The sequence below is a fragment of the Streptosporangium minutum genome (assembly GCF_002149035.1).
GTDB classification, from domain to species: domain Bacteria; phylum Actinomycetota; class Actinomycetes; order Streptosporangiales; family Streptosporangiaceae; genus Streptosporangium; species Streptosporangium minutum.
The window spans coordinates 1-12,497 of the sequence record NZ_NGFP01000267.1 but is presented as its reverse complement, the minus strand read 5'-3'; the positions used below and the strand labels follow the sequence as shown (position 1 = coordinate 12,497).

The 12,497-nt window shown below is 71.9% G+C and carries 10 protein-coding genes; 2 read left to right on the top strand and 8 right to left on the bottom strand.

The window, feature by feature from the left end; translation table 11 throughout:
* Positions 1 to 471: 471 nt before the first annotated feature.
* Together CA984_RS37030 and CA984_RS37025 are read left to right on the top strand one after the other, a co-directional pair.
* The gene (locus tag CA984_RS37030) at positions 472 to 1,680 is read left to right on the top strand and encodes a vanadium-dependent haloperoxidase (protein WP_086578056.1); all 1,209 of its coding nucleotides are present in this window, start codon (positions 472 to 474) and stop codon (positions 1,678 to 1,680) included.
* 761 nt (positions 1,681 to 2,441) lie between these two features.
* Positions 2,442 to 3,086, top strand: a complete 645-nt coding sequence (locus CA984_RS37025) for an RICIN domain-containing protein (RefSeq protein WP_133061887.1) — start codon at positions 2,442 to 2,444, stop codon at positions 3,084 to 3,086.
* Between the two features lie 22 nt (positions 3,087 to 3,108).
* Here the strand turns inward: CA984_RS37025 and CA984_RS37020 are convergent, their stop codons facing one another.
* From CA984_RS37020 to CA984_RS36985, 8 genes are all read right to left on the bottom strand, one after another.
* Positions 3,109 to 4,158 carry a glycoside hydrolase family 26 protein gene (locus CA984_RS37020; RefSeq protein WP_165781549.1) on the bottom strand — a complete coding sequence of 350 codons (1,050 nt, stop codon included), beginning with the start codon at positions 4,156 to 4,158 and terminating at the stop codon, positions 3,109 to 3,111.
* A 219-nt stretch (positions 4,159 to 4,377) separates the two neighbouring features.
* Positions 4,378 to 5,538, bottom strand: coding sequence for a DegT/DnrJ/EryC1/StrS family aminotransferase (locus CA984_RS37015; RefSeq protein WP_086578053.1), 1,161 nt, complete (start codon positions 5,536 to 5,538; stop codon positions 4,378 to 4,380).
* Between the two features lie 34 nt (positions 5,539 to 5,572).
* On the bottom strand, positions 5,573 to 6,664 hold the full coding sequence (locus CA984_RS37010; protein WP_086578052.1) for a GNAT family N-acetyltransferase: 1,092 nt from the start codon (positions 6,662 to 6,664) through the stop codon (positions 5,573 to 5,575).
* Complete coding sequence (locus CA984_RS37005) at positions 6,661 to 7,572, bottom strand: glycosyltransferase family 2 protein (protein WP_165781548.1); 912 nt, start codon at positions 7,570 to 7,572, stop codon at positions 6,661 to 6,663. Before CA984_RS37005 ends, CA984_RS37010 begins: the two co-directional genes overlap by 4 nt.
* Before the next feature lie 103 nt (positions 7,573 to 7,675).
* Positions 7,676 to 8,914 (bottom strand): cytochrome P450, encoded by a 1,239-nt coding sequence (locus CA984_RS37000; protein WP_086578050.1) that lies wholly within the window; start codon positions 8,912 to 8,914, stop codon positions 7,676 to 7,678.
* Complete coding sequence (locus CA984_RS36995) at positions 8,915 to 11,074, bottom strand: lipopolysaccharide biosynthesis protein (RefSeq protein ID WP_086578049.1); 2,160 nt, start codon at positions 11,072 to 11,074, stop codon at positions 8,915 to 8,917.
* Positions 11,067 to 11,891 (bottom strand): polysaccharide deacetylase family protein, encoded by an 825-nt coding sequence (locus CA984_RS36990; RefSeq protein WP_086578048.1) that lies wholly within the window; start codon positions 11,889 to 11,891, stop codon positions 11,067 to 11,069. Before CA984_RS36990 ends, CA984_RS36995 begins: the two co-directional genes overlap by 8 nt.
* The coding region (locus CA984_RS36985; RefSeq protein WP_423229353.1) for a glycosyltransferase family 2 protein at positions 11,888 to 12,497 on the bottom strand (610 nt) is incomplete at its 5' end. The genes CA984_RS36990 and CA984_RS36985, both read right to left, overlap by 4 nt.

The following is a 12,497-nucleotide window of genomic DNA, read 5'->3' as shown; positions in this document are numbered from 1 at the left end:
GGGCCGGGGCGGAGGCCGGTCGTCTCATCGGGCGGGTGATCGATCCGTCGATCACCTCTTCGGCCTCCCTGCCCTCCACGCGCATCCTTTCCTGGCCTGGTCGATGCGAATGTCTGGCGCTGACTTTACTCCGCGGGATTCCTTCCCGCCCCCTGTCGACTGAGGCCTTTGCCGGAGGGGGCCCGCACTGTTCCGCACTGTTCGGAACAGCAATGATCTTGTGGCCTCTTCCGTTTATCGCGCACTATCCATCTTGTTTCTCTCTATTCGGCGACATGTCGCTTCTAGGGCATAAAGCGGAGGTTTCATTTGAAGAGATCGTTCACAAGGAGGCGTGCCGGGGCTCTGCTCGCCGCCACCGTCGTCGCATGGGCGACGGCGGCGGTGCCGCAACCGGCGACTGCGGCGGTCACGGGGCCACCGCCGCAGGCGTCTTCGTTCGATCACGTTCTGCACTGGAACGACGTTCTGTTGAAAGCCTTCCGTGCCGCCGAGAAAGAGAAGGCGTCCCCGGGGCGGCTGGCGAGGGCTGCGGCGATGATGAACATCGCCATGCACGACGCGAACTGGCCGGCCGCGCCGAGGACCTATCTGCCCAGGATCACGCAGCGGCATCCGAACGACTCGATCGAGGCGACCATGGACGCCGCCGCGCACGGTGTCCTGAAGAGCCTCTTCCCCGACTTCGATTTCGCGCCGGCGCTGAACGCCGCGACCAGCCAGATCCCTTCCTGGGTCGCCCCTGCCCTCGTCTCGGGCGGAAAGGCCGACGGAGAGAAGATCGCCACTCTGATGATCGCGGAACGCTCGGGGGACGAGCCCGCCTTCTCACCCGCCTACACCCTGGACGGGGTCCCGGGGTCCTGGCGCCCGACCGGTCCGGCGAACGCGCTCGACCCGAATCTGGGGCGGCTCAAACCGTTCGCCATGACATCGGGCACGCAGTTCCGGCCGCCGCTGCCGGGAGGGTTCACCTCCTACGATCAACTTCTGCGCAGCCCGCAGTACGCGGCCCAGGTCAACGAGGTCAAGATGCTCGGGTCCGGGAGCGGCACGACACCCACGACCCGTACCGGGGAACAGACCCAGGTGGCGCACTTCTGGGCCAACGACGTCGACGGCACCTACAAGCCGCCGGGGCAACTGCTCGACATCACCGCCACCGTCTCGAAAATGAAGGGACTCAAGCAGAGCGCGAACGCAGAGCTGTTCGGCCTCGTCTCCATGGCGCTGGCCGACGCGTCGATCGTGGCGTGGGACGCGAAATACGCCACGCCGATCGACCTGTGGCGGCCGCAGTCGGCCGTCCGGGAGGCGGCCACCGACGACAACGCCGCGACCACGGCGGATCCGCAGTGGGTGCCGCTGTCCAAGGATCGCGCCGGCACCCCCTTCTCGCCCCCCTTCCCCGCGTACATCTCCGGGCACGCCACGTTCGCCGGAGCCTGGGCCGGTGTCATGCAGCGGTGGTTCGGCCACAACCTCACCTTCACCGTACGCACCGAAGACCCCTACGCCACAGTGCGGGAGCGGACCTTCACCAGCTTCGCCGCCGCCGCGGAGGAGGACGCGCGCAGCCGGGTCTACCTTGGCGTGCACTACCAGTGGGACGCCGACGGCGGGCTGGAGTCCGGCTTCGATCTCGGCGAGTTCGTCTACATCACCCGCCGGGACCAGTGAACGGCCAGGCGGGAGCGGCATGTAGGCGATAAATGAATCCTGGAGCCCTTCAGGTCAAAGTGGAATCCACGGGAATTCCACTTTGACCTGGAGGGTGGCCTTTTGTCGGCGATGCGGGTTAGTGTTCCGCTGGTCAAACATCGTCGGTGATCGGGGAGGCTGCGTTGTCGTCCACAATCGGCGCTCCCCCCGGGCCTGAGGACGCCACCAATCCGGCGGAGTTCGTCATGGCGCTGGGGCGGCTGCGGCAGTGGGCGGGGCTGAGCTACCGGCAGCTCGCGGCCAAGGCGGAGGCGTCAGGTGACGTCCTGCCGCCCAGCACCGCCGTCGGCGCGCTCAGCCGGGCCGCGCTGCCGAGAGAGGAACTGGTCGCCGCCTTCGTCCGGGCCTGCGGGATGGGCGAGGCGGACGTCGCCCGCTGGATCGTCGTCCGGAGGCATCTCGCCGTCTCCGCGGGCCCGAGCCCCGCAGCCGCACATCCTGCGGTTCCGGAATCCCCCGATCCGGATGCCGCCGGTCCGATTCCCTCCGCCTCCGATTCCGCCGCCTCCGATTCCGCCGGCCCGGATTCCGCCGGCCCGGGTCCCGCAGGTCCAGGTCCCACCCGGCCGGACCACGCGGATCCGGACCCCGCAGGTCCGGTCCCGACAGGCCTGAACCCCGCAGGTCCAGCTCCTGCCCGGTCAGACCCCGCGGATCCGGACCCCGTAGCTCCGGGCCCCGCAGGTCCCGGCCCCGCCCAGCCGGATCCCGTTGTCCCGGTGGGGAGGCCGGGGCGGCGACGGCCCGCGGTGGCGGTGGTGGTCGCGGGGGTCGCGGCGCTGCTGGTCGTGATCGGCGTCACGGCGGCCCTGAAGGGCGCCCTGGCGACCGGTCCTCCGGCGGTGCGGACGCCGGGCCCCGTATCGGCGGGATCCGTGCTCGCCGACGGCCGATACCGCATGGTCCCCTCCCACGTCGCCGACCGCGGCCTGTGCGTGGGAGAGGGACGCGAGCGCAACGGCCGTACCAGCCGGGAGCTGGCCGTCCAGCGGCCCTGCCGAGGGCTTTCCCCCGACACCTACATGACGGCCGTCGGGCGCGACGTCTACCAGATCGAGTGGCACCACCCCGTCCACGGCGTCGGCTGCCTGACGGTCGACCAGGCGGCCGGCGGTGCCGAGGCGCTGATCGGACCGGTGAACTGCACCGGGGCCGCCCACCAGCGCTTCCTCCTGGAGCGGGCCGGTCCGCGGGCGTCCGGCGGTTTCGTGCTCAGGCCGGTGCACAGCAACCTGTGCGTCGGCGCCCTGTACGGCGTGGCCGATGTGGGCGCCGGGGCCGAGCTGGCCCAGCAGGCCTGCACCGGCCAGGCCGACCAGGTCTTCCTCTTCCTCCCCGCCCCGGAGCCGGGAGCGGGCGGGTAGGCGTCCGCTCCCGGGTCTCCCCTCAGCCGGCCGGTAGCGAGGCCATGGGCTGCCGGAAGTAGGGATCCCTGCCCGCCTCGGCGAACGAGTCCAGGACGCCGGGGCCGGTGAGGGAGAAGTCGCAGTCGTCCGCGTCGGTGTTGTTCCACTGGACGATCGCCTTGAGGTTGGGCATCGCCTTCATCGCCTCGGGGATGTCGCGGTACCACTCCGCGCGCGCGGAGGTGTCGTTCTGGTGGCTCTCCGTGCCGTACTCGGCGAGGATCAGCGGTTTGGCGGCGAAGCCGTTCTGCTGGAACCACTCGTAGGTCGGCTGTACGGTCTCCTTGAAGTCCTGCCAGGCGGCGCCGCGGCAGATCGCGAAGTTGTAGGGGTCGTAGCTGATCCAGTCGACGTAGGCGTCACCCGGGTAGTAGGCCTTCCACCGGTCCCGGAACGGGTAGTAGCCGGTGACGCCCCAGACCCAGAGCGCGTTGTCCGCGCCCGCCTGCCGGAAGCCGTCGACGATGCGCTTGTAGGCCGCGATGTACTCGGCCGGGGTCTGGCCGCTCTCGTCGCGGTCCTTCTCCCCGTCGAAGCCGACCAGGACGGGCTTGCCGTACTTCCTCACCCGGGCGGCCTGGTCGGCGATCGCCCGGTCGTAGTGTCCGGCCGCGATGTCGCGCCAGGCGATGTCGACGTCCTCGTCCCAGATCCGCGACTCCCAGCCGAGGAACAGGATGCGGTCGGCGCCGAGGTCGCTCTCGTCGTCGCGGAGGAACCGTCCGGCGTCGCTGTTGGACATGTCGTGGTAGCTGATGGTGATGTCGAGCTTGCGCCCGATCTTCTGCTCCATCGCGGTCACGTCGGGAACCAGCCTGCGGTCGCCGTCCGGCGGCACGTGCATGCCCCACCAGGCTCCGCAGGGCGGCACGAGCTTGGAGGTCGGGGCGCACGATCCGGGCGTGCCCCGGGCTCCCGGCACCACCGGCGTCCCGCTGCCCGGGGTCTGCCGTCCGGAGGAGGTGCACGCGTAGATGCCCGTCGTGGCCATGAGGGCGCCGGCCAGGCCGATGAGGATCCATCGCGACACCGAGAGCTTCCCCGCCGTCCGGGCGGGCCTTCTCTTACCGGGCAGAGTCATGTGATCATCCAGGCGTCTGGTGCCGGCAGACCGGTTATGGCCAACATGGGTCGCGACTTTCCGCTTGTTTGAATTTTAATTAATTTTTCTACCGGATCGTCGCTGCCGACGGCTATGGTCCGCATAAGGAGAAGCGTCGTCGTCACAGACGGATCACTGTCCGTGACCTTACGCGTTCCGTCCCGGTTCGGTGGCCGGACGGACATTCAGCCTGGTCAGCAGCGTGGCGACACGTTCGGCGCGGAGCGGGTCCACCGGGAGCACGTGGCCCGTCCACCAGCGCGCGACCTCGGGGGTGGGGCCGGGCGCGAGGAGGTCCAGATAGTCGTCCAGCGGCGGGTCGTAGATGAATCCGGGCACGATGCCGTACCGCTCCAGGCGGGCGACGACCTCGTCACGGTCCTCGACCATCAGAGGAACGCGCAGCAGCGGCCGGGGCGGCGCCTCACGCACGCCCCGCGCCGCCCAGGGCAGGCCGCGGAGCAGCTCGACGCCCGCGAGCCGCCGTTCCCGCTCCCGGTCGATCACCCGGAAGCGGGAACGGAGATAGCCGCGCAGCAGCGGCCCCTGCCGCATCCTCCAGTCGTCGAGGTCGATCCTCATCCAGTAGTCGAGCGCACTGAGTCCCGCCGCCGGTTCCAGGGCGGCCCGCAGCTCCTCCTCCCGGGGAGCGTGGCGGTGTCCGGTCCACTCGATCACGCCGAGCGCCCGCAGCGTCCGCCACACCGGCCGGACCAGTCCGGTCCGGTAGACCGTCTCCCGCAGCATCGGGCGGAGCGCGCCGAGAACCTGCCCACGCACCCCGCCGCCGAGCAGCAGCCCGTCACGCAGCCCGGCCAGCTCCGGCAGCTCGCCGGGATCCTCCACGGCGAGAAACCCGCCGGACATCGCCCTGCCGTGCTTGGCCAGGCTGAACACCCCCGCCGTGCCGAAGGTGCCCGCCGGGCGGCCGTCCACCGTCGTCAGCATGGCGTGCGCGGCGTCGTCGATCAGGGTCAGTCCACGGCGGTCGCACTCGGCCCGTAGCTCGCCGACCCGGTCGGGCTGGCCGTACAGGTGCGTGGTGAGGACGCCGGACAGGCCGCTCCAGTCCACCCGGGACGGGTCGATGTTGCCGTCGAGGGCGGACACCGGCGCCATGACCGGCCGCAGGCCCGCCGCGAGCGCGACGAACAGCACGGTCTCGCAGTTGGTCGGGGCGATCAGCACCCGGTCGCCCGCCTCGAACCAGTGCCGCAGGGCGAGATAGAGCCCGAACCGGGCCGAGGGCACGTGAAGGCACTCGGCGCCGACGCGGTCACGCATGATCGACTCAAGCGCGGTGCTCATGGGGTCCTCATCCGGGTCCGCTCAAGCGCGGTGCTCATCGGGTCCTCATCCGGGTCCGCAGGCCGCCGTAGCGCTTCATGGCCCGGTCGGCCGCGCCGTACAGGGCCGGGGTGTCGAGGATGAACTGCCGTACCCGCCGGACCGGTGCGCTGCGCAGCCAGTGCGCCGCCGCGCCCGCCGACCGCCGCCGCACGCATCCCTCCGTCACCGGCTCGCCCCGGCTGCGCAGCGCCTCCTTGTACTCCGAACCGGTGCCGACCCCGAGGTCCATCGACCGGATCCCGGCCGCGGCGGCGGCCTCGGCCATCCTCAGGTGCTGGATCAGGCCGGGGGAGTATCTGGCGAAGGCCGGGTCGTAGGCGGGGAACCAGCCGACCAGGGTCGTGTCCGAGCGCAGGCCGAAGTGGCCCGCCACCGGCCTGCCGTCGCAGTAGAGCATCGACAGCGGGCCCGCGAAGTCGGCGGTGTCGATCGCGTGCAGCCGCTCGGCGAGCTCGACCACCCACGGCCTGCCGAACCGGTCCGGGCGGCCCATCCGCAGGTACTGCTCCGACTTCCAGCGGCGCAGCAGGCGGAACTGCTCCTCGTCGCGGACCGCGAAGTCGAAGGTGAGCTCGCCGGCGTCGCGGCCGAGCTTGCGCTCCTTGTAGAGGGTGGACTTGAGGAACTTGGGGGAACGCTCGCGCAGCCCTTCCAGGTAGGCCGGGTAGCCGTCGGCGAGGTCGAGGACGACCGCCTCCTGGCGCAGGACCTCGAACGGCTGGAACCACGGCTGCCCGGCGACCATGCAGCCGAACTCCCACACGTGCAGCCCGCAGCCCCTGAGCAGGGCCTGCGCGCCGAACTCCGCGCCGGGCGCGTGGACCACCCCCTGGCAGAGCGACACCCAGGCGCCCAGCGCGGTGCCGACCCCGCCGGAGTGCCGTTCGAAGGGGAAGAAACCGACCGGCCCGCTCCCTTCGGAGATCACCGCGACCCGTGCCCCGGTGCTGACCTCCCCCATCGCGATCACGAAGTCGGGGCTGAGGAACGGGTTGGCCAGGTGCGGGGTGGCGCGCTGCATCGCGCGCCAGGCCGTGACCTCGGCCGTGCCGAGCTCCTCCGGCCGGATGACGTCGATCCTCATATGCCGCGGCCCATCCGGTGCAGCCGGCCGACGATCGCCCCGGCGGGCACCCCGGCGGTGACGGCCAGCGCCAGGTAGGCGCGGGGCTCCCAGGGACGCCGCCGCACGGTCCGGCCGATCCAGCGCAGGGCCTGCGAGCCGCGCCCCAGAGCGGCCTCGGCGAATGCGATCTTCCCTGCCAGCTGGGCGTAGCCGCCCGGCGCCCCGGCGAACTCCGGATACCGCTCCAGCATCCAGCGCAGCGCCGAGGAGATCGTCTCGCTGGACTCGACGACGGAGAAGTGGGAGGCGTTGTGCAGCCTGACCCGCACCCCCGTCCCGGCCAGGTTGGTGATCGGTCCGTACCGGGCGGCCCGCAGCAGCAGCTCGTAGTCCTCGCCGTACCCGCCGGGCAGCTCCTCGCTGACCAGCCCGAAACCGTCGACCAGCGCCTCGCGGCGCATCAGGTAGGTGGAGGGATGCATCGAGGGGAGCTGCCCGCGCAGCAGGTCCCGCAGGGTCACCGTCGGCGCGGTCACGCATCTGGCGAAGGCGACCTCGTCGTTGAACAGCTCGATCCCGCATGTCGCGAAGTGGCCGGCTCCGAGCGCGGTCACCTGTGACCGGAGCCTGTGCGGCAGCCACAGGTCGGTGTCGTCGCAGAAGGCGACCAGCTCGCCGTCGTCGAGGAGCACGCCGGTGTTGCGGGCCCCGGCGATCCCCGGGCTCCGCGTGTTCGCGGTCACCACGACCCGGCGGCCCGGGGCGTCGAGGGCGAACGATCCGTCCGGCGGGCTCTGGTCGAAGACGGCGACACAGGTCAGGTCGCCCGGATAGTCCTGGCCGAGGATCGAGTCGATCGTCTCCTGGAGCAGCCCGGTGCGGTTGCGGGTCGGGATCACCACGCTGATCGCCGGCCAGTCGTCCACGGCGGGTCCTTTCTCTCGGAAGCAGGGGCTCTCGGAAGCCGGAGCCCCCTCACAGGTCAGAGCCCTTGGAAGAAGTCGGGGCCTTGGGAGGATCGGTGCCCTCTCAGAAGTCGAAGCCCAGGCGCCGGACGCCGTTGTCGAAGTTGGAGGGCGGCTGTTCGGGCTCGCCCACGGCCCGGATGCCGGGGAGCCGGGTGAACAGCTCACGGAAGATCACGGTGATCTCCCGTCTGGCCAGGTGAGCGCCGAGGCAGAAATGCGGGCCCGGCCCCCCGAACCCCAGGTGCGGGTTGGGCGAGCGGGTGATGTCGAAGGCGTCCGGGTCGGTGAAGACCGACCCGTCACGGTTGGCCGAGACGTAGAGCAGCGCGACCCTGTCCCCGCGCCGGAAGGCGTGGCCGTTCAGGTCGCAGTCCTCGGTCACCGTACGGCGGAACTGCATGATCGGTGTCGCGTGGCGGACGATCTCCTCGACCGCCGTGGGGATGTGCCGGTCGTAGTCGGACAGCAGCAGCTCACGCTGCCCGGGATGGACGGAGAGCAGGTGGAGCCCGTGCGCGATCGCGTTGCGGGTGGTCTCGTTGCCCGCCACGAGGAGCAGGGTGAAGAACGAGCCCAGCTCCCGCGCGGTCAGCCGCTCGCCGTCGACGTTCGCGTGGACCAGCGCGGAGATCAGGTCGTCGGACGGCTCTTCCCTGCGCCGCCGCCCGAGGCGGATCACCAGGCGCTGCAGGCTCATCAGGGCCGAGGCGTTCCGCACCCCCATGCGCAGCGCCCGCAGCACGTCGGAGCGGACCCCGGAGTATTCCGTGGAGGTGTCCACATGCCGGTGCACGTCGCCCCGGAGATCGCCGGGGATGCCCATCATGTCGCAGATGACGGTGATGGGCAGCCGGGCGGCCACGGCCGCGACGAAGTCGCGCGGACGGCGGGCGAGCACGTCGTCCACGATCTCGGTGGCGGTCCTGCGCAGGTCCTCCTCCGTCTTGGCCAGCATCCGGGGGGTGAACGCGCGGGCCACGATCCGCCGCAGCCGGGCATGGCGCGGGTCGTCCATGTCGACCATCGCCTCGCCGAACACGTGCCGCACCCACCCGGGAGGCTGCGGGCTCGACACCGAGGGTTCGCTGCTGAAGATCGTGGGGCGTCTGCTCGCCTCCACCACGTCGGCGTGCCTCACCAGGGCGTGGAAACCGGTGCCCGAGCGGAGGAGCGGCACGCGGCGCTCGGCGAAGAACCTCGGTTCCGGCAGCTCGCGCAGCCGGGCGAAGGCCGCGAGCCGGACCTGCGAGGGCTGTGTCCAGAACGCCAGATCGGCCAGGTCGTCGGTGGTCGTGTTCAACTAGGCAGCCCTTCTCAGTGTCCGGTCGTCGTCCGCCGCCGCCTCGGACCGCCGTCGCCGGCCGCGCACCAGGGCCAGGGGCAGGGCGAGGGCGCAGACGCCGAGCAGGCAGACCAGAGACGTCTGGATGCGCTCGGCGGGCGCGAGCCAGAGCCCGACCGTCACCAGCATCACCGCCGGCCACTGGAACCGCTCGTCGCGGAGGAGCGCTCCGGCGGCCAGCAGGGCGGGGGCGAGCGCCGCCACGGCGAAGGCGACGGGGGCCCACACCAGCAACGGGGTGGGATCGGTGAGCCCCATGGCGCGGGCGAAGAAGGCGGGCAGGGCCAGGAGCCGGTCCCCGCCGGTGGCCCGCCCGGTGACCATGATCTGCGTCACCTTCCCGGCGAGGCTCCCGGCCGAGCCGGCCAGGGCCTCCATCCCGTGCAGGCAGAGGGTCACCGCGACGAGCTGCGTCCACAGCACCGCCCGCCTGCGGCTCATGGCCAGCTCCGCGACGAAGGCCACGGCCACCAGCCCGGCACCGCCGAGGGCCGTCACGGCGGGCGGCGGCAAGCCCGGCGGTCCGCCGGCCACGGAGGCGAGTGCGACGGCCGTCAGGCCCTCCGCGGTGATCAGCGGGGGCAGCCACCGCCGCGCCCGCACCGGCCACGGCACGCGGGGCCGCGCGGGCTCCGCCACCTCGGGAAGAGGCGCCCTGGCTGGGACGGAGGCCAGGGTGGGCTGCGCGTCGACGATCATCATCACCAGCGTCGGAGTCTCGTCCGGCGTCAGCCCGCCACCCGCCGTCCGCGCCCCCCGTACCACCTTGAGCAGGCCCGGGGCGACGACCGCCATGACGATCAGCTGGGCCGCGAGGGTGCCGAGGCCCACGCCGGTGATGCCGTAGAACTGGAACAGGACGAACGACAGCCCCACCACCAGGACGCACAGCAGCGCCTGGAGCACGAGCAGCGCCCGCGCCCTGCTGCGGACGCGGAGCACCCCCAGGTAGATCTCGATGACCGCGTGCGGGATGGACGCCAGGGCGAGCAGCCGCAGCACGTCCGCCCCGTGCTCGGCGAACGACGGGCCCCAGCCGATCCGGAGGACGAGCGGCGCGGCCAGCGCGGCCACCAGCACCACGGGGACCAGGAGCATCATGGTCCGCCGGAGCGCCAGCACGCACTTGCCGGCCAGCAGCGAAGGGTCCCCCGACCCCTCGATGGTCAGCGAGATGGCCATGTTGAGCGCCAGCATGTCGAAGACGCCGACCAGCGTGACCGCCGCGGCGTAGTAACCCGCCGTCCGCGCGTCCACTCCGGCGAACACCAGCACCGGCATGAGATAGACGCTGGCCAGGATGAACAGTGTGCCGGGGAAGTCTCCGGCGAGGAAGCGGCCTATCCGGCGGAGCTGGGGCGGGGCCCGGTGGGCGTCGCGGGCGGCGGCCCGGGGGACCAGTCTGCCGAAGATCGCGATGCTGACCGGGACGACGGTGAGGGCCACCGGGATCGTCCAGGCCAGGAAGATCCCCGCGCTGGGGAAGGCGGGCGCCAGCACGACCAGCAGCCCGATCTTGACCACCCCGACGGCTATTCCGATCAGCGGCACCCAGGTGGCCTTGCCCAGCGCGGTGAGCACCACGTCCTGGACCGTGAACACGCACCACAGGAAGACCGACAGCAGGAACCAGCCGGCCATGCCGGGCCCGTTCAGCCCGCTGAAGTTGGAGCCCCACATGTCCAGCGTGGCCAGGAAGAACACGGTGGCGGCGGCCGCCGCGCCGCCGCCCACCAGGTAGGCGGAGCCGACCAGCCGTCCGGTGGCCCGGCCCCCCTCGGGGAGGAAACGGGTCAGCGCGCCGACGAACCCGAACGCGGTCAGCGCCGCGAGCAGGCGCATCGCGGCGATCAGCGCGGAGGCGCGGCCGTAGTCGCCCTCGCTGTAGAACCGCACCGCGACCGTCCAGTAGGCCAGGCCGAGCGCTCCGGCGGCCCCGGCGTTGACGATCAGCGAGTAGGCGTTGCGCAGCAGGGGGTCGTTGAGGTCCCTGGGGAGGCGGTTCCACAGGGACCGCGGCGCCCCCTGCCGCCGCTCCTGCCGCCGGCCACGCCGGAGACTCCGCCGCCGCTCCCGCCGCCGTTCCGCCGTTCCGCCGGAGAGACCCGTGTCAGTCACCTCCCGGCACCCGTCCGGGCGCGTAGTGCGAGGAGATCCGCCGCAGCGCGTAACGCGTCCGCCGCACCAGCGCGTATCCCTTGGTGAGAGCCCGTTCCCTCATGTAGAGCACCGGGAGACCCCGTCCGTCGATCGCTCCGCCGAACTTGACCATGGAGGTCTGCTCGGTAACCGTCAAGCGGGGCAGCGCCAGCATCTCGTCGCCCTCCCGGAACGCGTCGTTGGCCACCGCGCAGGCGGTCCAGTAGCCCGCCCTGCGCACCTCTCTGCGGACCCGCGCGCTGGAGTAGCCGTAGGGGTAGGCCATGGTGGCCACCGGACGGCCGATCCGGTCTTCGAGCAGGGCCTTGTTCGTGCGCAGCTCGTTGCGGAGCTCCCGGTCCGGGAGCTGGTCGAGCTGGGGATGGCTGTGGCTGTGGCCGCCGATCTCCATGCCGCAGGAGACCGCCTCGCGCACCTGGCTCCAGGCCAGCATGGGAGCCGGCCGCCGCCCGGCCGACACGGGGCCGGAGTCCTGCACCCAGCCGCTGGTCACGAAGACGGTGGCCGGATAGCCGAACCGCTCCAGGATCGGCAGCGCCTCGCTGTGGAAGTCGGCGTATCCGTCGTCGAAGGTGATCGCCACGGGCCTGCCGGGCATCGTCGCCGTCCGGTGCATCCCCGCGACCAGGTCCGACAGCGTCATCGGGGTGAAGCCCCGGTCGCGGAGCACGCCGAGCTGCTCGGCGAACCGTCCCGGCGAGACCGCGAGCGGCCGTGTCTCGTCGTTCGGGTGGTCGCTCACCGAGTGGTACATCAGGATCGGGACACGGATCATGCCCGCCTCAGCTTCAGGCGGGCCGTGCCCACCGCGTAGCCCCAGGTGGTCCAGGCCAGGCCGACGACGATGGCCGCGGCCCTGCCGAGGCCCGGCAGGTCGCCGCGGAGCGCCTCGCCGACGCCGCGCAGCACTCCCAGGGGCAGGGCCCTCATCACGTGGGCCCGCTCGCTCGACAGCCCGTCGCCGGCGCCGACGCTCGACGCGACCAGGGCCTTGGACAGGCCCTCGGCGTAGCACCGCGACCGGAAGTAGGCGAAGCGCGCCCGCTGCGCGGAGACCCTGTGCCCGATCACCGCGCCCGGCTCGAACAGCATCACCGAGCCGGGGCGGCGCTGGGCCAGCCGGATGCAGAACTCCGTCTCCTCGCAGCCGAGCGGGCGGCTCCGGCGCCCCTGGACACTGCGCCCCATCCCGGTGTGGAAGCCGCCGATCCCGCCGACGGCCTCCCTCCGGAAGGCCGCGTTCCCGCCCATGACATTGCGGATCCGCGCCCGTCGCGTGGGCATGCCCCGATAGGTGCAGCCCACGGTCCAGTCGAACTCGTGCGGGAACCACCGGGGGCGGCGCCCCCCGGCCCACAGCGGCCTGGTCAGCCCGCCCACC